Genomic DNA, 20,528 nt, shown 5'->3' with positions numbered 1-20,528 from the left:
TCCTCCTGCCATGGAGGTTCTGGCCGTACGGCTGTCACAACTGGATCCGCAGGTCGGAGGCGCGATCCGCGTCGTCATGTTCTACGACACGCTGATGCGCCGAAGGGTGGATCTCCCGGCGCTCGCCCGGGCCTCGGCCGGCCTGGCCGAGTGCGTGGCCGGGATCCGGCTCCACGGCACGGGGCGGGCGATCCGTATGGCGCCCGACGGCAAGGAAGCGCCCGCCCCGCCGTCACCAGCGTCCATCACGGTGCCGGTCACCTTCGACGACGAGGAGATCGGCGCGGTGTGGCTCGAGCACCCTGGTCCGCCCGGCCTTCTCGACGAACTGCTGCTGGACCGGCTCGCGATCGCCGTCGCGGCGGTCGTTGAGAAGTACGGCCCGGCGCGCACCACCATGGCCGACCCAGCCCTCGTCGAATTGGTGATCAGCGCCGACAGCGACGAGGCGGCCAGAGCCCGCGCGCTACGGCTCCTGGGCTTTGCCGCCGGCCTACCGGTCCGCGCCGTCGCCGTACGGTCACGGCTTCCGCTCGACCAGGTAGGCGGCCTGATCTGCCCGTCCCGCCCGGTGAAGGCGGCACCCCTCGCCGACGTGGGTGTCATCCTGGCCACCACCGTGGACCCGGCCCGGTTCCCGGCAGGCGTACGCGCAGGCATCGGTGCCGCCGAAAGCCCCGAGCAATCCTGGCGGGAAGCCCGCACCGCCCTGCGCTTCACCACCTCACGCCAGCCGGTCGTCCACTACGAGCACCTGGGGGCGTTGGCGCTGCTCGCACAGATACCCCAGGACGCCGCGCGAGCCAATGCCGACGTATCCGCGATCGCCCGGATGGCCGACACCCCGGAAGACCTGGAAACTCTGGACGCCTACTGCGCCACCGGCTCCCTGCGCCGGGCCGCTGACTCCCTCCACCTGCACCACAGCAGCGTCGCCCGCCGACTCGAACAGATCGGAAAGACGCTGGGCATCGAACTCACCGAGCCCACCGGACTGATACGGGCCAGACTCGCCCTCACCGCATGGCGGCTGCTCGACGACTGAGCACGCTGCACCCCCGGCGTGGGGGCAGGAGGACGAGCCGCGCTTCTCGCCGTTGCTGAAAAGGAGCCCGAGGCCGCGGCCGACATGAGATTTGCCCGAAGCCGTGTTCTGCTGAGGCGAGGTACATCACTCGGAGGACGGACGATGTTCTCAGCGCCTGCCAGGCTCGACGGCATCCATGTGCGCCTTGAACCACTGGCTCGCGAACATGCGCCTCAGCTGTTCCGCGTAGGCAAGGACGAGCAGGTGTGGCAGTGGCTCCTCCACCCCACGCCTCGCACCGAGAGGGACATGCAGCACTGGATCGAGACCGCACTCGCCGAGCAAGCGGCGGGGCAACGCCTCGCCTTCGCCGTGACATCCGTGCGGGACCGGAGAATCGTCGGCACCACCAGCTTCATCGACATGAGCCCCCAGGACGAACGCCTGGAGATCGCCTGGACCTGGTACGGCCGCACTTACTGGGGCACTGTGGTGAACGTCGAAACCCGCCTGCTGCAGCTGACCTACGCCTTCGAGCGCCTGCACGTCGGGCGCGTCTGCTGGACCACCGACGCAGAGAACCACCGGGCACGAGCGGCCCTGGAACACATCAGAGCCACCCAGGAAGGACTGCTGCGGCGCCACCACCGACGCCGAGACGGCTCATGGCGGGACACCGCCTGTTACTCCCTCCTGGCCCACGAATGGCCTATCGCAAAAGAACTGCTCACCATGCGCTTGGCCACGCGAAAAGGCCCCAGGTTCTCACGATGGGATGGCTTGCCCTCCGTGCCCTGATCGGCTGCAACCCGTTCGGTGGACCCGACGTCGACCCCGCTCCGCCCGCAAGGTGCCCGCCCTAGCGTCGTCCCCGACCACAGCGGCCACAGGGGTGGAGGGGACATGGCCGAGACAGAGAAGTGGGTGGGAGTTCCCCGGCGCCGGTGCTGGTCGGCGGGGCGGTGGCCGGCGCAGCCGGTCTGGGCCTCGCAGGCAGTCGGCGCGCGGCGGCCGAGGGGCGCGGCGGGCGGCGGGTGGCCGTGCTCGGCGCCGGGGTCACCGGGCTGACGGCGGCGCACGAACTCGCCGAGCGGGGCTTCGAAGTGACGGTCTACGAGTGCCGCTCCGTCCCCGGCGGCAAGGCACGCTCGCTGTACGTTCCGCACAGCGGCACCGGCGGCCGCCGCGACCTGCCCGGCGAGCACGGTCACCGCGGCGTCTTCGGCTTCTACCACAACCTCCCGGACACGCTCCGGCGCATTCCGCTCGCCGGCGGCAGGACCGTGCAGGACAACCTCACCGCCGTGACCCGGGTCGAGTACGCCCGCGCTGGATCGACCCCTGGGTCGCCCACCTGCGTTCGCTCGGCGTGCGCTTCGCCTACGGCCGTTCCGTGAAGCGGCTGGAAACGACGGCGGGCCGCATCGCGTGGGCGGTCGCGCGTACCGCACGGGGCGGGACCGAACGCATCGACGCGGACTGGTTCGTGGTGGCCGTGCCCTCCGACCGCGCCACCCGTCTGTGGAACGGCGCGCTGCGCGCGGCCGATCAGCGGCTGGCGGCGATGGACGGGCTCCAGCAGACCTGGTGCAACGGCATCCAGTTCTTCCTGCGCCGCCCCGCGCGGGTCATCGCGGGCCACGTCGCCCACGTCGACTCGCCCTGGAAACTGGTTTCGATCAGCCAGTCCAAGCTCTGGCGCGCCCCCTTCGCCCGCACCTGGGGCGACGGACAGGCCCAGGAGTCGCTGTCCGTGGACATCTCCGACTGGGACACCCCGGGCATCCTCTACGGCAAGCCGGCCCGGCAGTGCACCCGCGCGGAGGTCGCCCGCGAGGTGTGGGCCCAGATGCGGGCCCACCTCGGGGCCTCCGTCCTCGGCGACTCCCTGCTGCACTCCTGGTACCTGGACGAGGCGATCACCCGGGACGGCAACGGGCTGCGCAACGACGACCTGTTCCTGCTGAACACCGCCGGTTCCTGGGACCTGCGCCCGGAGGCCGTGACGGGCATCGGCAACCTCTTCCTGGCCGGGGACTGGGTCCGCACGTACAGCAACATCGACTTCGCGTCGATGGAGACCGCGAACGAGGCGGGCCGCCGGGCGGCCGCCGGAGTGCTGGCGGCCGCGGGCGGCCCGCCCCGCGCCGAGGTGCGCACGTTCAAGGGGTACGAAGCACCGGAGTTCGCCCTGGCCAGGGAAGTGGACAAGGCGCGGTGGCGGCTGGGCCTGCCGCACCTGCTGGACATCGGCCGGTAGCGTCAGGTCACAGTTCCCCGGCCCAGGCCTGCAATTCGGGTTCGGCCAGGCTGGTACCCAGCCAGTCGTGGTCGAGGCCGGTCCCTGAAAGGGACGGTACGACCGCGACGTAGAGTCCGGCGGCACGCGCCGAGGCGATGCCCGTGGCCGAGTCCTCGAAGGCGACGGAACGTCTCGGGGCCACACCGAGTGCTTTGCATGCCGTGAGGTACAGCTCCGGTGCGGGCTTGGGGGAGCGCACTTCGTCGGCGGCGAACGAGTGGGTGAAGCAGTCGGCGAGGCCGGCCGACCACAGTGCCGCGTCCAGTAGTTCCCGGGGGCTGTTGCTGGCTACGGCGACGGGGACGGCTGCCCGGCAGGCACGCACCAGCTCTGCCGCCCCGGGGAGGGCTGCGGCGCCTCGGGACAGCTCCTTGCGGACCCTTTCGAGGAGTTCGGCGGCGAGTTCGGCACCGGCGCCGGGGCGACCGAGGTACTGGGCCATGGCCTCTCCGGCGGCCTCCACAGTGCGGCCGATGACCAGGGCCTTCTGCTCGGGACCGAAGGGATGGCCGTGCGCCGCGAAGATGGCCGTTTCCGCCACGGTCCAGCAGGCTTCGGTGTCGACCAGCAGGCCGTCGCAGTCGAAGACCACGGCCTCGGCACTGGCGGGGAGCGAGTGCATGCAGATGTCCTCTCACTTCGGGTGATGCGCGGGGTGGTGGCCCGTTGTGTCGCCCGGTGTCTCACTGACCGAGCGCGAGCCGGATGCCGAAGGCGGCGATGACCGTGCCGGTGATGCGGTCGAGGAAGCGGCGGGCCGAGGGCCGTTGCAGACGGTCTCGGAGCACGTACGCAAAGGCGATCAGCACGCAGGCCCAGACGACGCCCAGGAGGATGTGCACACCTGCCAGGAGCACGCCTGCTACGAGGTGCGAGGCGCCGGCGGGGATGAACTGCGGGAGCACCGCGACGTAGAAGGCGCCCATCTTCGGGTTGAGGAGATTGGTCACGATCCCTTGGCGCCAGCCGTCGAGCAGGGTGTCGCCTGTGCCTGCCCTGGCTTTGGTCTCGGCCTTGGCCTCCGCTGTCTGCGGGCTCCCGCTCGAGGAGCGGCGGCCCCAGGTGGCCCACAGCAGCCTGCCGCCCATCCACACCAAGTAGGCGGCTCCGACCCAACGGAGAGTCTCGTATGCGAGGTGAGACGCGGTCAGCAGCGCGGTCACACCCAGCGAGGTGAGCACACCCCAGACCAGAGTGCCGCTCTGTATGCCGAGGACCACGCCCCAGGCGCGACGGCGGTGCCCGAGCGCAGCGGTACGCAGGATGAGTGCGGTATCCAGTCCGGGGGTGAGCGTGAGCAGCCCCACTATCAGGGCGAAAGTCCCTATTGCGTCCAGGGTGATCATGAGCGATCACCCTAGGTCGGGAACCATGGAACGTCCATATTCCTGCCCGAAATCGGGCAGGAATGGCGGCGTTCGGGAGGATGGTGGCGAAGGCGGTGACTGCCGCCAGGGCCAGGGCGCGCTTGCGTGATCTGGCGACGGTCATGCCGGGGCTCCTTCGGCGAGGTTCGTGGTGCGGCGCGAGGTGTGCGATGCCCCGGTGGCCCGTCGCCCGCACAGGCTTGTGGTTCTGCAGGCCACCGGGCATGGAGCGGCGTCGTGCGCCTCGTGCTGGGCGCCCACGCTGGCTACCCTGCTCCGGTGGAAGATCGCGAAGTGATGGTCGGCGGAGTCAACCAGGTCGTCCGGGAAGGAGGCCTGGTCCGCCGTCCTGCGGGACCCTGGAGCGCTACCGTGCAGCGCCTGCTCACGTACCTGGCCGACTCGGGATTCTCCGGAGCGCCGCAGCCCTACGGGTTGAGCCAGGACGGCACCGAGGAGCTTGTCGAGTTCGTGCCGGGGGACGTCGGGCACGACTTCACCGCGCCTCAGGTACGCAGCGACGCTTCACTGATCGCTGCGGCACGTCTGCTCCGTGGCCTGCACGATGCCTCGGCCGGCTTCCTGCACAGGCCGGGGGACGTCTGGCAGCTGCCGGCGCGCGAGCCGGCGGAAGTGATCTGCCATGGCGATGCGGCCACCTACAACACGGTCTTCCGCAACCAACTCCCCGTGGCCTTCATCGACTTCGACACCGCCCACCCCGGCCCCCGCCTGTGGGATGCGGCCTACACGGCATACCGGTTCGTCCCCCTCTACGCGCCTGACGAAGCCGATCTCACGCTGGCGGTGCCGGAGGCCCGGCGCCGACTGAACCTGTTCGCCGATGCGTACGGCTTGTCCGATGAGGAGCGGTCCGCCCTTCCAGCAGCCGCAGCGGCACGGCTGCGGGCGCTGGTCGAATGGATGCAGTCCCAGGCGGCAGCAGGTCACCCGGCCTTCACCCGGCACATCGCCGAAGGGCACGATCGCCGCTATCTCACCGATGCCCGATGGATCGAAAACGCCTATCCTTAACCGGCCCGTACCGATGCGAGGAAGCGGAAAGACCCCAGCTCGGCTGGGGTCTTTCATCGGTGACCGAGGGAGCTTTTTCCGGGGCGTTCCCGCAGCCGGCCTACGCCTGACCGGTTTCGAACCGACGCACCTTGTCGCCAACGACGGTGAACCGCCCAGCCACTTGCGATGCCGGGCACGGGCCCGTGTCCAGCGGTGCGCTTCGGGCGGGACGAAATACCCGGTCAGCCCTGAGTGCCGTTCTGGTCGACGGGGTACAGGCCGAGCTTGCCTTGGGGGTCGGCCGGGTTCGCGCCCTTGACGTCACCGACGTAGAGGTTGATGCGCGCCTTGAAGCGGTCGAGCGCCGCGCGGTCGCTCATGAACTTGCCGAGGCCGAGCGGGTTCATGTTGTCGTAGTCGAAGATGTTCTTGCGCCCGGCCGGGGTGGGGACGTCCGTACGGGCACTCCAGCGGCCCTCCTGCCCCTGCTTCGACAGGAGCCAGCTCATGTACAGCCTGGCCGCGGCCTTGTGCGGGGCGTCCTTGAGGATCGCGCCGGTCTGCGGCCACGCGACCCACGGCGACTTCTCCGGGGTGCTCGTCTTCGACAGGCCGCTGGAGCTGCCCGAGCTGCCGAAGTTCGCCACGTAACCGTCGGTGCCGACCGTGGCGGAGGCGTCCGCGGTGCCGCGCACGAACTTCGGGTTCTGGGCGAGCAGCTTCTTCAGGTAGTCGAAGCCGTACTTGTCGGTGAGCTGCTTGAAGTAGTACAGGACGGCGTCGTCGTCGTTCGGGTAGGTGAAGACGAGCTTGTTCTTGAATTCGGGCTTGAGGAAGTCCTTGGCCTCGACGGGCGCGTTGTCGCCGAGCGTGGTGGCGGTGACGTTCGCGAAGGCGATGAAGAACAGGCCGGTGTAGTAGCCCTCCTTGTCCTTGATCTGGTCGTAGACCTCGTTCCAGCCGACCGGCTTGTACTTCTCCAGTGCTCCTTCCTTCTTCCAACGGGGGAAGTCGTCCAGCGTCTGGAGGTGGACGACGTCGGCCACGACTTTGTGCTCGGCTATCTGGTTGTCGAGGCGCGCGTCGTGGTTCTTGCTGAAGTCGACGACGGTGTCGACCTTCATCTTGGGGAACTGCTTCAAGAATGCGTTCTTGAGGTAGTCGGCCTGGCCCGGCTTGTCACCACCGGCATAGACGACGAGCCGGCCTCCTTCGGCAAGGGCGTCCTTGTACAGCGCCTGCAACTGCTCGTCCTCACTCGCGGCCGCCTTCGACGCGCGGGGAGCGGAGGGGCCGGCGGCGGCGACGGTGGCTCCGCTCGCGGCGAGCACGCCGAGGGCGACAGCGGTGGCCCATGCCTTGCGGGGGGACTTCACAACGACTCCTTCGTGGGGTGGGCACGTGTGTGGGTGCGACCTCTTGAAAATTCAAGAACAGGTCGTGCCACACACCCTAGACCTCCACTACTTAAACTTTCAATAAAACAGTTTGTGCAGGTCACAGGGCCGCACGGCGCAGGGGGGAGGCTGGGCCAGACGCGGCTGGACCAGGCGCGCGGTGTCGGCCGGTGGCCGCGGGTACGCAGTGGGGCTCAGGAACAGCTGCGTGAGCGGGTGATGGCGGTGAGGGCGTGGTGGAGAGCGGAGTCGCTCGGTGGGCGGTCGCGCCAGCGGGCGCCGATGTGGCCGTCGGGTCGGATGAGCAGTGCTCCGCGCGGGCGGATGCCGCAGAGGTCGGTGTGCTCGTCGGGAAGGGGCTCGATGTGCAGCGGCCATGGCGCCGTGGCTTGTTGCTTCCAGCGGGTGGGGTCCGGAGTGAGGACGGTGAACCATTCGCCGAAGGCGTCGAGCGTCGAGCGGTCCTGCGCGAGCCAGAGGTGCGGCATGCGATGGCCTGGTGCTGTGGAAGGAACGTAATGCGTGCCTGTGTCCGACGCCGCGTGTGGAGCGCTGCTGTCGGTGAGGACGGCATCGGAGCGGTAGGTGACGCCGAGCACGAGACCGAGCTGGGCGAAGAACCGGTCAGACCAGGGCAGTTCGATCCGGGTCGACGCTGTTTCGCCGCTCTGGAGCTGATCGCGGCGCCGGTTCTGTACTTGGAGCATGAGTTTCGCGTTGCCCACCGCCTGATGGAGAGTCTGGTGGGCGACGGGTTGTCGTTCCGTCTCGTAGGTCTCCAACAGGCTTGGTTCGGCCCACCCGTGGAGAACGCCCGCGAGTTTCCAGCACAGGTTGTGCACATCGGCGATGCCGGCGTTCATGCCGAGGCCGCCGGTGATGGGAATCGCGTGCGCGGCGTCGCCGGCCAGCAGGATCCGGCCGTGGCGGAAGCGTTCGGTGACGAACGCGTTCATCACCCAGTGCTGAACCCGCAGCACGTCGGCCCGTACGTCGGCGCCGGGGCCGAGGGCGCGCGAGAGGAGGCCGGACCAGTCGGCGCGCGCGGCGTCCTCGGGTGTGGGAACGAACCAGGCCCAGCCTCCTTCGGGGTAGAGCGGGGCGAACAGTCCGTGCGCGGTGAAATAGAGCCCGGCGGGCTGGCGGGCGCACCAGTGATTGAGGTCGGCGTCGAATACGACGGTGGTGAAGCTCCCCATCGCTCCGGGGCCGGTGGTGCCGATTCCCAGCTTTTGCCGGACGGTGGAGTTCGCGCCGTCGGCAGCGAGTACGTAGCGGGCGCGAACGCGAGTCTCTTCACCGCGTTGATGGTCGACGAGGAGGGCCACGACGCTTTCGGCTTCTTCGGCCAAGTCGATGAGTTCGACACCGAACCGCATGGGGGCGTCTGCTGCGGCGAGCAGGGTGGGTTCCAAACGGTCCTGCGAGGTGACCACGCCGATCACGGGGCTCTCGGGAACCGGCGCGTTGGCCCCGATCATTGCCGCTGTGGCGAAGTCACGGTCGAGCAGCGTGTCGCGGAAACGGATACGGCCGTACTCCGGTGCGAACGCGTTGGCCGTGATCTCGGCGGCAAGCCCGAGCCGGCGGAAGATCTCCATCGAGCGCACGTTGACCAGCCGGGACCGGGGAAAGGGAGACAGCTCACGGCGCTTCTCGACCAGTAATGCCCGCACGCCCCAGCGTTCCAGCAGCGCTCGGGCGGTGAGCCCGACCGGCCCACCACCGACGATCAATACCGTCACCTCGGCGTCTGCTACGGGCACCCGAGCCTCTCCTGCTCGCCTTGTGCCTGCCGGAGCGCTCGGCGTCCACCGAACCGTCATGAGATCAATCTGGCGCCCCTGGCAGTCGGCCGCAAAGCGGCGCAGTGGGGTGCCGGTGAGCCCTGCCGACGGCCCTGAAGCGGCCGTCGGCAGGGCTCACCGAGTCCCGAGAAATGATTCACACCAGTTCGGGTTGCCGTTCCGGTTGCCGCACTGCTGGTGCGGCCTTCGGCTCCCACATTTTGGTGGTCCGTATATAGCCGTAGATCACCGAGACCATCGCCAGAATGACAATCGGTCCGAACACCCACGGATATTCGGCCATCTCCATCGGCAGACAGCGAAATGCCACCAAGAGCGCAGTGAAGACCGTTGCGCCGTAGGCGACCATCTGGATTCCCGACCGATCCCAGCCACGTGCGAGCGAGCGCAGACCTGCCTCAATCGTGAGCGTGAACACCACGCCGGTAACGATGTCCGTGCCGTAGTGGTAGCCGAAGCCCAGCGTTGCGCCGAGTGTGGAAATCAGCCAGAACGCGCCGAAAAAGCGCAGAATCCGCGGGCCCTTACGGGAGTGAATGAAGATCGCGGTGGCCCACGCCGTGTGCAGGCTGGGCATGCAGTTGCGTGGGGTGATCTCGTTGAAGGGCATGTGGTGCGGCGCAGTGATCGGCGTCGCCGTGTCCGGCCACAGGTTGGCCACCGCCCAGTGCCCGCCGTCGGTGCCGTAGGCGAAGATCGGTCCGACCACCGGGTAGATCATGTAGATGCCCGGCCCGAGGAGGCCGATCACCAGAAAGGTGCGCACCAGGTGATGGCTCGGGAAGCGACGCTCGGCCGCCACGTTGCGCAGTTGGTACAGCGAGACGAGTACCGCGGCCACCGCAAGCTGAATGTAGACGTAGTTGAGAATGTGGTCGCCGATCGGGCCGGTGGCCTTGACGATCCGGCCTACCACCCACGACGGGTTGCCCAATGCGTGATCGGCGGTTGCCACGTACTGGTCGAGCACCATCGGGCGCGTCTTCGACGTGATGAGCAGCCAGGTATCGCCGGTCTTGCGGCCGGCCACCAGCAGCAGGCCGAGCCCGACGCCCTTCAGGAGCAGGATGCGTTCCTTGCCGGTGCGGCGCGTGAGAGCGATGACTCCGTAGCCCAGAACGACCCACAGCGCGCCATTGCCGAACATCATCTTGGCGTCGACTGCCCACCGCACCAGAAAGAAGACGACGTCGATGCCGACTGCGACAGAAGCCGCGATGAGTCGCTCCCGCCAGGTGAGAACCACCATCATCAACGCCATACTGGCGTACAACAGCGGCCCCGATTTGGGGGCGAATATCACCTCCCGTACCTGGTTGCTAATCGGTCCCCGTACGCCGTAGTGACGCGCGACGATCTCCAGCGCGATGAGGAATCCGAGACCCACCACGCCAACCGCGGCCCAGAGTATCGCCCGTGGTTGACGCCATTCGGCGGACGTAATTCTGTATTTTATTCGCGATATCAATTGTTGGCCGATTTGCTAGATATTGGTCAATTAGTTGCTCATCGTGCTGGACAGCACATTTTCCGGTGAAGGGCTTGCGATGGGGTGATCATCGCAAGTCCGAACATGCTATCGGAGTGCTCGGAGGGTGGGTTTCGCTGGTCACGGGCGGCGCGAGCGGCAGTCGATCCTGCGCTCGGCGGTCCAGCGTCGAGCTGCACACGCAGCAGTTGCCCGCAGCGTCGTGCGGGCCCTCGGGAGCGGCGGCTCACCGGTGATTCATTGCCTGCAAGGGCGTCGAGACCTCGCGGCGACGGGGCCGCCACCGCCGGAACGTCGAACGCACCATGTCTTAAGCAGGGATCGGGACCAGTGTGTGCAGCGGCAGCGGCAGCGGCGGCTGCGCCTGGGTCACGGCCGTCACGCGCTGTTCGAGCCGGGTGCGGATCTCGGGCCATTCCTCGTCGAGGATCGAGTAGAAGGCCGTGCCGCGCACCGCGCCGTCCAGGCCGCGGGTGTGGGCGCGACGGGTGCCCTCGTAGGTCGCGCCAAGGCGTTCGATCGCCGTACGGGAGCGGGCATTGCGGGCGTCGGCGCGGAGGGAGACGCGGCGGACGCCCCAGGTCTCGAAGGCGTGGCGCAGCATCAGCAGCTTGGTCTCGGTGTTGGCGCCCGTGCCCTGGGCGTGGGCGGAGAGCCAGGTGCCGCCGATCTCGAGGGCATCGGGGATCGCGGTGAGCGGGTCGCCCTCCGGGCCGCGCGGCGCGGGCGGCCACGGCACCGGGCCCTGCCAGTAGTCCAGCTCGCAGAACCGCGTGGATCCGAGGATCAGGCCGTCGGTGTTCCGCACGGTGGCGAAGGCCAGCGTCCTGCCGGCCGACTGTGCCGCGAGGGCCTCGGCGACGTAGTGGCGCATCGCCTCCACGCCGCTGGGCACGGGCGTGAAGCCGTAGCTGCTGCGATCCTCGGCCGCGGCGGCGGCCAGGCCCTCGATGTGCTGTTCACCGAGCGGCTCCAGCCGCACGGCGCGACCGTGGAGGAAGACAGGGATGGGCATGGCGCCGTGGGTCCTTCGGCAGCAGGGGAGGGGGGTGCCCGGCGGGGGCCGCGTCAGTATGGGGCCGGGAAGGCGCCGATCGGGCGATGGCAGTGTGAACGGCCGTGGACATCCAGGTCAAGAGTGGATGCCGAACCCGCCCGGTCTGCGAGTGTTGTGCCTGGTCGCGACGCCTGGCGGCACGTGCCGACGCCTGGCCGGGGGTGCATATATTTAGGTTAGCCTTACCTTCATGAGTTCGATGCACTTCGCTGCGGCCGCGGCCTACACAACTCCGCCTCTCTGGCGGATTTTGACCAAATCCGGATACTTCGTAGGTCTGAGCGGGGCCATCGGCTTCACCGCGACATACGCAGCAGCCATACGCCCGGCGCTGCGCGCGCCCGAGAACGGGCGCGGCGACGTGGCAGCCCTGCGGCGGCGGGCCGCGGTGGCCCTGGCCTGGGCCGGAGTGGTGCTCCTGGTCGCGGGCTACTTCCAGCTCGCGGCCCGGCTGGCCCGGGCCGGCAAGGGCATGCCCTTCGCAGACGCCCTCGCGCCGGACCGGATCTGGGACTTCCTGCGCGCACCCGCAGCACCGGGCGCGTGGGTGGCCCAGGGCACGATCTACCTCGCCCAGAACATCGTGCTCGTACTCGCCTCCGCCGCGCTGATCGCGCTGTTCGCCCCGAGCGCGCGCCGCCACCTGAACACCCTCGCGCTGACCGCCCTGCCGCTGTCGCTCGCGGTATCGCTGATCGCGGCCATACCGGCCACCGCCCCCAAGGACGCGGACCGCGTGCTCGACCTCGCCTTCGATCAGATCCACATCATCAGCGGCACCGTGTGGGTCGGGGGCCTGGCCCTGCTCGTCGCCCTCGCCGGAGCCCGCCGCCACCTGAGCGAGAACGCCGGCCTGCTGTGGGCGGACATCTGGAGACGATTCAGCCTCGTCGCCCTGATCTGCGTCGGCGCCGTGCTGACGTCCGGCCTGTGGATCTCCTGGAAGCACGTGGGCGGCATCGGCCAGCTGTGGACGACGACCTACGGCCTCTTCCTGCTCGTCAAGACCCTGTTGGTGCTCGGCATGGTCGCGGCCGGCGGCGTCAACCAGTTCTGGCTGATGCCCCGCATCGCCCAGGCCCGCCGCGCCGACGCGACGGCCTCCCTCCTGCACCTGACGCTGCGACACTTCCCGAAGGTCGTCTGGGCCGAGGTCGTGCTCGGGGTCGGCGTCCTGGCCGTCGTCCCCTTCCTCACCGGCTCCGCCCGCCGGCCGGGCAGCCCGGCGCCCGTCGCGACCGGCAGCATCTTCGCCGTCGGCGCCGCGCTCGTCCTCACCCTCGCCGCATCGCTCTGCATCACGGCCAAGACCTCCGACGCCCTCTCCCGCCGCCAGACGGCAACCACGCCCTGACCCGCCGACCGCCAGGACAGCCGCAAAAACCTGTCTGCGGACCCGGCGACCCGATGGGATGATCCAGACATGGGGCGCACATTCGAAGACCTGGTGACGGAGGTCGACGAGGCCTTCGACCTGGTGGTCAGCCGGCACCCGGTCACCGTGTGGTGGGAGGAGATCGCCCGGGTGCTCCAGCCGGGAGGCGCCTACCTGTCCCAGCAGGTCGGCCCCGCCAGCGTCTTCGAGCTGGTCGAGTACTTCCTCGGCCCCCAGCCCGAGGAAGTGCGCAACAAACGGCACCCCGACCACGCCCGCCGCGCCGCCGAAGCGGCCGGACTGGGGATTGTCGACCTGCGCGCGGAGTCCCTGCGCACCGAGTTCTTCGACATCGGCGCGGTGATCTACTTCCTGCGCAAGGTCGTCTGGATGGTGCCGGGCTTCGCCGTCGACCAGTACCGCGACCGGCTGCGTCAGCTCCACGACCGGATCCAGAGCGAAGGGCCGTTCGCGGCCCACACGGCACGGTTCCTCATCGAGGCCCGCAAGCCCGCCTGACCTGCAGCAGCTGGTCAAGGACGTCCGCCCCTCATCCGCCGGACACCCCCTATGTAGGGTGGGCGCGACAGCACATCGCGAAGCGCAGAAGCACAACAGTGGATCAAGGAGCAGACGTGAGCGAGCCGGCGTCCATAGCCCTGCAGCAGGAGATCGCCCGGGAACTCCAGGTCGCCGAGGTCTTCGAGGCCGAGCAGGAGATCGAGCGCCGGGTGGCCTTCCTCACCGAGCGGCTGACCTCCACCGGTCTGTCCTCCCTCGTGCTCGGCATCAGCGGCGGCGTCGACTCCACCACCACCGGCCGGCTGTGCCAGCTCGCCGTCGAGCGGGCCCGGGCCGCCGGACACGAGGCGCGGTTCTACGCGATGCGGCTGCCCTACGGCGTCCAGGCCGACGAGCACGACGCCCAGCTCGCCCTCTCCTTCATCCGGGCCGACCATGTGCTGACCGTGGACGTCAAGCCCGCGAGCGACGCCGCACTCGAGGCCGCGCTGGCCGCCGACGTGAGCTTCCGCGACGCCCGTCACCAGGACTTCGTGCACGGCAACATCAAGGCCCGGCAGCGCATGATCGCCCAGTACGCGGTGGCCGGCGCGCACAACGGCCTGGTCGTCGGCACCGACCACGCCGCCGAGGCGGTCTCCGGCTTCTTCACCAAGTTCGGCGACGGAGCCGCCGACCTCGTCCCGCTGACCGGCCTGACCAAGCGCCGGGTGCGCGCCGTGGCCGACGCGCTGGGCGCGCCCGCCGAGCTGGTGTGGAAGACCCCGACGGCCGACCTGGAGACCCTCGACCCGGGCAAGGCCGACGAGGACGCGCTCGGGGTCACCTACGACGACATCGACGACTTCCTGGAGGGCAAGCCGGTGGACGAGCGGGCCTTCGAGACGATCGTCAACCGATACCGCCTCACCGACCACAAGCGCCAGCTGCCGATCGCTCCTTGAGCTTGTGATCCAAGGTCCGGCTCCGAAAACCGCCTCGTAGGCGCCTTGTGGAATTCTGCTGGTGGCCGACCGGGCCGACCGGCTGCCGGTTCAGGTGGTGCGGATGTACTGGATGCCTTCGCCGAGGTCGGGGTTGTCGGACAGCGGGGAGAGGCGGAGCGGGGTGTGGGAGGAGATGAGGCTGCTGGGGATGAGGCAGAGCGGGTCGTTGTAGCCGATGACGATGGTGCGGTCGGTGCGGTTCTTCACCGAGCGAGCGGTCATCAGCCGTTCGGGGGCGTCCGCGGAGGGCTTGACGATGCGGGTGCACTCCACGAGCGCCGACTTGTAGACGGTCTTCTCGCCATGGAAGTTGGGTTCGGACCAGAAGCAGATGTTGCCTGCGGTGCATTCGTCGTGTCCGACCGCGCGGCCGATCCCGTGTCCCGGGGTGCGGTGGTCGCCGTCGTGGGCGTCGGCCGGGGCAGCCAGGCCCAGGAATCCTGCGGTCGCGAGGACGAGGCCGAGTGTGGGTGCGGCGATGCGCTGAAGCACGTGTCTCCCTAGGAGTCGGGCCGGGGCGAGGCCGGCCGTAGCGATGCGTAGGGTTAACTGCTGAGATGGATTTCGGGTGTGCCGGTCAGGGCGGTCCAGTCGCCGGGAGTACGGGAGAGCCGGAGGGTTGACGGCGGGTGCCATGCGCCACCGGAAGCCCTACGACAGCCCGAACACGGGCTGTTCGAGTCGCCCGCCGACTCGACGTCCGGCATCCGAAACTGCCTGCCGCTGGCGTCGTTCCTGGTAGACAGGCTCGATGAGCAAGATCAAGATACGTACCGCGAGCATTGACGAGGTCCCTGCCCTGCTCGCCTTCTGGGCCCGGTCGGCCGGAGGGCAGCAGCATCACCGACGACGAGGACGGCGTCTCCCGCCTGTTCGTCCGTGACCCGGAGGCCGTACTGGTGGCCGAACGGGACGGAGCAGTCGTCGGCACGGTCATCGCCGGCTACGACGGCTGGCGCTGCCACCTGTACCGGCTGGCCGTCGACCCGGATCAGCGCCGCCAGGGCATCGCCGCCGCCCTGCTCGACGCCGCCCAATGATCACATCGGCCGGAAGGCCATACAACGCATCACAGGGCTGAACGCCCAGTCAGACAAGGCGGTGGCCGCCGTCGACATGCAGGACCGTTCCCGTGATGAACTCGTTGCGCATCACTGACACGAACGCCTGGGCGATGTCGTCGGGACTGCCCACGCGCCGGGCGGGGAGTCGCTCGGCCAGCTCGGCGAAGGCCGCCTCCTTGTCCATGCCGAGCTGGCCCCAGATGGGGGTGTCCACCCAGCCGGGGGAGACCACGTTCACCCGCACCGGCGCCAGCTCGATCGCCAGCCCGTACGCCAGCGACGCGAGCGCGCCGTTCGCCGCGGCCATGATCGTGTTCGAGCCGTTCGGCCGGTACGCGTTGATGCCCGAGGTGTACGTGATGGATCCGGTCACGCGCCCGGCTGCGTACTTGCCGACCAGCCAGGCGCCGAGCAGCTTCGTGTCCACGACGGCCCGGGCGGTTGCGGTGGCGACGTCGGCCGTCCGGCCGTACACCCCGGTCGCGTCGGCCGCGGTGACCGCCACATGCTCCACTCGCCCCACCCGGGCGAACAGTCCGGCCACCTCTTCCTCCCGGCCGATGTCCGCACGCACCGTGCCGACCCTTCCCCGCGCGGCCTGCTCGAGTTCCGTCCGGGCCGCTGCGAGCCGGTCCGCGGACCGGCCGACGATCGTCACATCCATGCCGTCGGCGAGCATCGTCCGGGCCAGGGCCAGGCCCATCCCGGAAGTGCCGCCGATAATCATTGCGTCGGTAGTCATTGCGTTGGTCATGAGCCGAGCTTCGGACACTCCTCGGGCACCAGGAAGGCCGCACCGCTCCTGGTAGTCATACGGCCACCCGGAAGTGGATCATCCGGTGGCACACTCGACGGCATGAACGCGATGGCGGAGTTCCTTCGGATCCGGCGCGGGCGGATCGGCCCGGCCGACGTCGGCCTGCCCAGCGGGCCGGGCATCAGGCGTACCCCCGGATTGCGCCGTGAAGAACTGGCCGCGCTGGCCGGGGTGAGCGTGGACTACTACATCCGGATCGAGCAGGGCCGGGAGACCGCGCCCAGCGACGCGGTACTGGAGGCGCTGGCCCGAGCGCTGCGGCTCACCGACGACGAGCACGCCCACCTGCTCGGCCTCGCCGACCGCACCGCCGGTCGCACACCGCGCCGCCGGCCTTCCAACGCGCAGTCGCCCCGCCCCGGTCTGCGGCTGCTGCTGGAGTCGGTCCGGCCCAGCCCGGCGTACGTACTCAACGAGATCAGCGACGTGCTGGCTGCCAACCCGGAGGGCCTGGCGCTGATGTCCGGCCTCGGCGACTGGCCGCCCGGACAGCGCAACACGATCCGGTACACGTTTCTGCACCCGGCCGCGCGGACGGTCTTCGCCGACTGGGACCGGGTGGCCCGCAACTGCGTTGCGCACCTGCACACCGCCGAGCTGACCGCTCCCGAGCAGACCGCCGCCATGGTCGCCGAACTGTCCGAAGCCAGCGGGGAGTTCGCTGCGCTGTGGCGCCGTCACGAGGTGTGGGTCAAACGCGGTGGCGAAACCGCCTTCCGGCATCCCGCGGTCGGCCCCGTCACCCTCGCCAACGAGGTGCTCAGCACGGCCGGCAGCGGTCAGCGCCTGCTGATCTACCAGGCCGCGCCCGGCACGCCCGAACACGACGCCCTGGTACTCCTGGCCATGGCCACCGAGGCTGCGGGCTAGGGTGCGTCCCGCCGGACCGCTCAGGACACCGCACCGAGCCGAGCCCGTAGCCCCTCGGCAAACGTGCGCGCCGCCTCCAGATCGGTGGCGTTGGGCCGTCCCTTGCAGATGCCGCCGACGAGCTTGAACGGGAGCCAGGTGTCGAACCCGCGGCACGAGAAGGTGTCGCCCACCTCGAAGCCCTTCTGCTCGAGATGCCGCACAAGGGGGCGGGCGAAGGGCCGGAGCCGCGGTTCGGGCAGTCCGCTGGTGGCGAATACGAACGCCCGGCGTCGTTCCCCCTTCGGGAGCGACTGGACGAACCGGCGCAGCTGCGGATGGAAGTTCTGCAGGAAGATTCCCGAGCCGAATCCCACCAGATCGCAGGCGGAAAGCTCTGCCATATCGACCTGTTCAGGGGTGACAACACGGGCCTCCAGGACCTGGCCCATGACTTCGGCGATCCGCTTCGTGTTGCCGTGGGACACGGAGGTGCACACGATGACGGCCTTCATGATGATGCCCCTTTGGCTTCTGTGATTTCAGCGCGGTGCTGGTCGGATCGACCTCACGCCGTGAGGACACCGCCCGGGCGGCGGCTGTGACACGAGGGGAATGTGATGGCGATCACAAGGTGGCGGTGGGGGGGGCGGGGCGGCCCCGGAGCGCGATCGTCCGAGCGGAGCAAGCCCGACAGGTCGTCGGAATGCTTCCCGCCCGATCCCTACGCATGCGCAAAGGACCGGCGCGAGCGCCCACGGCACTCCCGAGGTCACGGGCGTCAGGGCCCCGACCTGGCCGTTCCACCCCTCCTGTGCGCCCGCGGGGGAGCGGGGTGACATGATCTGTCGCATGAGCAACGTTTACTTCGACATCAGCATCAACGGCGAGGCCGCCGGCCGGATCGTCTTCAACCTCTTCGACGACGTCGTCCCGAAGACCGCCCAGAACTTCCGCGAGCTTGCCACCGGCCAGCACGGCTTCGGCTACGCGGGCTCCCCCTTCCACCGCGTCATCCCCGAGTTCATGCTGCAGGGCGGTGACTTCACGCGGGGCAACGGCACCGGCGGCAAGAGCATCTGGGGTGGCGAGTTCGCGGACGAGAACTTCCAGCTCAAGCACGACCGCCCGTTCCTGCTGTCGATGGCGAACGCCGGCCGCAACACCAACGGCTCGCAGTTCTTCATCACCACCGTCAAGACCCCGTGGCTGGACGGCAAGCACGTCGTCTTCGGCGAGGTCGTCGAGGGCGCCGACCTCGTCAAGAAGATCGAATCCCTCGGCTCCCAGTCCGGTGCCACTCGCGCCAAGATCGAGGTCGCGGCCTCGGGCGTCGTCGAGAAGTAGTCATCTGCCCGGGTGGGACCGCCGGCGGTCCCACCCGGCACCGCCGTCACACCCCGTCGATCCGCGGGAAGACGGAGTCGTCGAGCACGATGCCGATGCCGACCGCGACCGGGATGGCGATGAGCGCGCCGACCACCCCCAGCAGCGCACCGCCGATCACCACCGCGACGACGGTGACCAGCGGGTGCACGTTGACGGCGTAGCTCATCGCCTTCGGCATGATCAGGTAGTCCTCGGCCAGCCGGAAGCCGATGTAGAAGACCGCCGTGGCGAGGGCCACCGGGAAGGACACCGACAGGGCCACCAGGCTGACCACGATGCCGCCGATCGTGGAGCCGACGACGGGCACCATGTCCATCAGGCCCACGAAGACGCCGAGCGCGGCCGCGTACGGCACGTCCAGCGCCACGCACCACAGGAACGTCGCCAGGCCCGCCAGTGCCGACGTGGCGAGGTTGCCCAGCATGTAGCGCCCGACCCGCAGCAGGATCGTCTCGGACATCTCGATCACACCCGCCCGCCGGCTGAGCGGCACGAACCGGTAGGCGAAGGTCTTCAGCTCCTCCATCCCCACCATGAAGTAGACGGTCACGACCACCACCAGGGCCGTGCCGGTCACGGCGCTGAAGACGACGTGGCCGGCGCTCAGCAGCCCGCCCAGCACTGCCGTGCCGGCCCCTGCGCCCAGCTGGGCCCGGACCTTGGAGATCAGGTGGTAGCGGTCCTCCAGCCGGCCCAGGGTGGAGTGGTGGTCGTGGAGCTGCTGCAACCACTTCGGCACGGCGGCGGCGAGGGCCGAGATCTCGGCGGAGACCGGGGGGATGACCAGGACGAGGAAGCCCGCCAGCACCGCCAGAAAGCCGACGACCACGACGGCCACCGCCCGGCCCCGGCCGAGCCGCCGGTCCGCCAGCCACGCCACCACCGGCTCCAGACTGATCGCCACGAACAGCGCCAGCAGCAGGAGCGTGAGGAGACCGCTGATCCGCAGCACCGTCTCCAGCACCGTATAGGCCAGCGTCAGCCCCAGACCGACGGCGAAGGCGGCGGTGAACCACGACGACGTCGGCCGGACCCGCAGACCGCGCTCGGCACGCTCCGCCCACGAGCCGTCCCGGCCGCCGCCTGACGCCTCGCCACCGCCTCGGGAAACGTTCCCGGCCAGCACTCCCACCTTTCCGCCACCCGCGGACGGCCGCACACCGGTCCGCGAGCCTCGTCGGTGGATACCCCCGCAGGCATGCCGCCGTACCGCGCAGGGCCGCAAGACCACCTGCTGGGACGAGCGGAACGTCGACCCCGAGTACTACGCCCAGTGGTCGTGGCCGCGCTCTGCCGAGTCGGGGGCTGTCGGTCCGATGGCGGCGGCTTGTCGGCGGGGTCCGGAACCTTGCCAGAGATCCTGCCGGGTGCCCATCCGGCAGGCGTGCGACAGGCAAGGAACAACCATGACCATTGACGTCACGATCACCGGAGCCGGACTCGGAGGCCTCACGCTTGCCCGCGTCCTGCACGTCCACGGCATCCCGGCCACGGTCTACGAGGCGGAGGCCTCACCAACGGCTCGTACACAGGGCGGAATGCTCGACATCCACGACCACAACGGCCAACTGGCCCTGCAGGCGGCGGGCCTGATCGACGAGTTCCGCGGCCTCGTCCTGGAGGGCCGCCAGGCGATGCGGGTCCTCGACCGGGACGGGACCGTCCTGTTCGACCAACCCGACGACGGCACGGGGGGACGCCCCGAGGTGCAGCGCGGCGAGCTGCGACAGATCCTGCTCGACTCGCTCCCGGCCGGCACCGTCCGGTGGGGCCACACGGTCAGCAGTACCCGTGCCCTCGGCGGGGGCCGTCACGAGGTGACGTTCGCCGAGGGCAGCACCGTCGTCACGAGCCTGCTGGTCGGCGCGGACGGCGCGTGGTCACGGGTCCGGCCGCTGCTCTCCACCGCCACCCCCGAGTACACCGGCCGGTCGTTCGTCGAGACCTGCCTGTTCAACGGCGACACCCGCCACCCCGCCGCCGCGAAAGCGGTCGGCGGCGGGTCGATGCTCGCGCTCGCGCCGGGCAAGGGGATTCCACGAACCCGCGCAGCGGCAGGAAG

At 69.4% G+C, this 20,528-nt stretch carries 19 protein-coding genes and 3 pseudogenes; 12 read left to right on the top strand and 10 right to left on the bottom strand.

The window, feature by feature from the left end; translation table 11 throughout:
- Window positions 1-10 precede the first annotated feature (10 nt).
- From AC1Z4A_RS00500 to AC1Z4A_RS00485, 4 genes are all read left to right on the top strand, one after another.
- Window positions 11-1,045, top strand: a complete 1,035-nt coding sequence (locus AC1Z4A_RS00500; RefSeq protein WP_483675803.1) for a PucR family transcriptional regulator — start codon at window positions 11-13, stop codon at window positions 1,043-1,045.
- Between the two features lie 144 nt (window positions 1,046-1,189).
- On the top strand, window positions 1,190-1,825 hold the full coding sequence (locus tag AC1Z4A_RS00495; RefSeq protein ID WP_483675802.1) for a GNAT family N-acetyltransferase: 636 nt from the start codon (window positions 1,190-1,192) through the stop codon (window positions 1,823-1,825).
- Window positions 1,826-1,947: 122 nt separating this feature from the next.
- Window positions 1,948-2,424 (top strand): FAD-dependent oxidoreductase, encoded by a 477-nt coding sequence (locus AC1Z4A_RS00490; RefSeq protein WP_483675801.1) that lies wholly within the window; start codon window positions 1,948-1,950, stop codon window positions 2,422-2,424.
- Window positions 2,421-3,287: an FAD-dependent oxidoreductase gene (locus AC1Z4A_RS00485; protein ID WP_483675800.1), complete on the top strand. Its 867-nt coding sequence runs from the start codon at window positions 2,421-2,423 to the stop codon at window positions 3,285-3,287. Before AC1Z4A_RS00490 ends, AC1Z4A_RS00485 begins: the two co-directional genes overlap by 4 nt.
- Before the next feature lie 7 nt (window positions 3,288-3,294).
- On the opposite strand, the gene AC1Z4A_RS00480 is transcribed toward AC1Z4A_RS00485, so the two are convergent.
- Both AC1Z4A_RS00480 and AC1Z4A_RS00475 read right to left on the bottom strand, forming a co-directional pair.
- Window positions 3,295-3,951, bottom strand: coding sequence for an HAD family hydrolase (locus AC1Z4A_RS00480; protein ID WP_483675799.1), 657 nt, complete (start codon window positions 3,949-3,951; stop codon window positions 3,295-3,297).
- Between the two features lie 61 nt (window positions 3,952-4,012).
- The gene (locus tag AC1Z4A_RS00475) at window positions 4,013-4,675 is read right to left on the bottom strand and encodes a LysE family translocator (RefSeq protein ID WP_483675798.1); all 663 of its coding nucleotides are present in this window, start codon (window positions 4,673-4,675) and stop codon (window positions 4,013-4,015) included.
- Window positions 4,676-4,933: 258 nt separating this feature from the next.
- On the opposite strand from AC1Z4A_RS00475, the gene AC1Z4A_RS00470 reads away from it, so the two are divergent.
- The gene (locus AC1Z4A_RS00470) at window positions 4,934-5,731 is read left to right on the top strand and encodes an aminoglycoside phosphotransferase family protein (protein WP_483675797.1); all 798 of its coding nucleotides are present in this window, start codon (window positions 4,934-4,936) and stop codon (window positions 5,729-5,731) included.
- Between the two features lie 224 nt (window positions 5,732-5,955).
- On the opposite strand, the gene AC1Z4A_RS00465 is transcribed toward AC1Z4A_RS00470, so the two are convergent.
- From AC1Z4A_RS00465 to AC1Z4A_RS00450, 4 genes are all read right to left on the bottom strand, one after another.
- Window positions 5,956-7,089 (bottom strand): ABC transporter substrate-binding protein, encoded by a 1,134-nt coding sequence (locus AC1Z4A_RS00465; protein WP_483675796.1) that lies wholly within the window; start codon window positions 7,087-7,089, stop codon window positions 5,956-5,958.
- A 215-nt stretch (window positions 7,090-7,304) separates the two neighbouring features.
- Window positions 7,305-8,876, bottom strand: coding sequence for an FAD-dependent monooxygenase (locus AC1Z4A_RS00460; protein WP_483675795.1), 1,572 nt, complete (start codon window positions 8,874-8,876; stop codon window positions 7,305-7,307).
- 178 nt (window positions 8,877-9,054) lie between these two features.
- A complete protein-coding gene (locus AC1Z4A_RS00455) occupies window positions 9,055-10,329 on the bottom strand; it encodes a phosphatase PAP2 family protein (protein WP_483683460.1) in 1,275 nt (424 codons plus the stop codon).
- A 388-nt stretch (window positions 10,330-10,717) separates the two neighbouring features.
- The gene (locus tag AC1Z4A_RS00450; RefSeq protein WP_483675794.1) at window positions 10,718-11,422 is read right to left on the bottom strand and encodes a GNAT family N-acetyltransferase; all 705 of its coding nucleotides are present in this window, start codon (window positions 11,420-11,422) and stop codon (window positions 10,718-10,720) included.
- Window positions 11,423-11,654: 232 nt separating this feature from the next.
- On the opposite strand from AC1Z4A_RS00450, the gene AC1Z4A_RS00445 reads away from it, so the two are divergent.
- The 3 genes and pseudogenes from AC1Z4A_RS00445 to nadE all read left to right on the top strand — a co-directional run bounded on the left by AC1Z4A_RS00445 (window position 11,655) and on the right by nadE (window position 14,305).
- The gene (locus tag AC1Z4A_RS00445; RefSeq protein WP_483675793.1) at window positions 11,655-12,818 is read left to right on the top strand and encodes a copper resistance D family protein; all 1,164 of its coding nucleotides are present in this window, start codon (window positions 11,655-11,657) and stop codon (window positions 12,816-12,818) included.
- A gap of 105 nt (window positions 12,819-12,923) precedes the next feature.
- Window positions 12,924-13,358 (top strand): annotated as a pseudogene (locus AC1Z4A_RS00440) (SAM-dependent methyltransferase); the annotation flags it as partial.
- A gap of 116 nt (window positions 13,359-13,474) precedes the next feature.
- Window positions 13,475-14,305: an ammonia-dependent NAD(+) synthetase gene (nadE, locus tag AC1Z4A_RS00435; RefSeq protein ID WP_483675792.1), complete on the top strand. Its 831-nt coding sequence runs from the start codon at window positions 13,475-13,477 to the stop codon at window positions 14,303-14,305.
- Window positions 14,306-14,395: 90 nt separating this feature from the next.
- On the opposite strand, the gene AC1Z4A_RS00430 is transcribed toward nadE, so the two are convergent.
- On the bottom strand, window positions 14,396-14,839 hold the full coding sequence (locus tag AC1Z4A_RS00430; protein ID WP_483675791.1) for a peptidase inhibitor family I36 protein: 444 nt from the start codon (window positions 14,837-14,839) through the stop codon (window positions 14,396-14,398).
- A gap of 259 nt (window positions 14,840-15,098) precedes the next feature.
- Here AC1Z4A_RS00430 and AC1Z4A_RS00425 point away from each other — a divergent pair.
- Window positions 15,099-15,384 (top strand): annotated as a pseudogene (locus tag AC1Z4A_RS00425) (GNAT family N-acetyltransferase); the annotation flags it as partial.
- Window positions 15,385-15,436: 52 nt separating this feature from the next.
- Here AC1Z4A_RS00425 and AC1Z4A_RS00420 read toward each other — a convergent pair.
- Window positions 15,437-16,165: an SDR family oxidoreductase gene (locus AC1Z4A_RS00420; protein ID WP_483675790.1), complete on the bottom strand. Its 729-nt coding sequence runs from the start codon at window positions 16,163-16,165 to the stop codon at window positions 15,437-15,439.
- A 102-nt stretch (window positions 16,166-16,267) separates the two neighbouring features.
- Between AC1Z4A_RS00420 and AC1Z4A_RS00415 the strand changes: the two genes are divergently transcribed.
- Window positions 16,268-17,098 carry a helix-turn-helix domain-containing protein gene (locus AC1Z4A_RS00415; protein WP_483675789.1) on the top strand — a complete coding sequence of 277 codons (831 nt, stop codon included), beginning with the start codon at window positions 16,268-16,270 and terminating at the stop codon, window positions 17,096-17,098.
- Between the two features lie 20 nt (window positions 17,099-17,118).
- Here AC1Z4A_RS00415 and AC1Z4A_RS00410 read toward each other — a convergent pair whose 3' ends face one another.
- On the bottom strand, window positions 17,119-17,592 hold the full coding sequence (locus AC1Z4A_RS00410) for a flavodoxin family protein (protein ID WP_483675788.1): 474 nt from the start codon (window positions 17,590-17,592) through the stop codon (window positions 17,119-17,121).
- Window positions 17,593-17,929: 337 nt separating this feature from the next.
- Between AC1Z4A_RS00410 and AC1Z4A_RS00405 the strand changes: the two genes are divergently transcribed.
- On the top strand, window positions 17,930-18,424 hold the full coding sequence (locus tag AC1Z4A_RS00405) for a peptidylprolyl isomerase (RefSeq protein ID WP_483675787.1): 495 nt from the start codon (window positions 17,930-17,932) through the stop codon (window positions 18,422-18,424).
- Between the two features lie 46 nt (window positions 18,425-18,470).
- On the opposite strand, the gene AC1Z4A_RS00400 is transcribed toward AC1Z4A_RS00405, so the two are convergent.
- Entirely contained in the window at window positions 18,471-19,592 is a 1,122-nt protein-coding gene (locus AC1Z4A_RS00400) for an AI-2E family transporter (protein ID WP_483675786.1), read from the bottom strand.
- A 280-nt stretch (window positions 19,593-19,872) separates the two neighbouring features.
- Between AC1Z4A_RS00400 and AC1Z4A_RS00395 the strand changes: the two are divergent.
- A pseudogene (locus AC1Z4A_RS00395) lies at window positions 19,873-20,514 on the top strand (FAD-dependent oxidoreductase); the annotation flags it as partial.
- Window positions 20,515-20,528 lie beyond the last annotated feature (14 nt).

This window comes from Streptomyces sp. 17_S59, from assembly GCF_056930295.1.
Note: the sequence above shows the minus strand (reverse complement) of the source record. Positions and strands in the feature narration are given on the sequence as shown.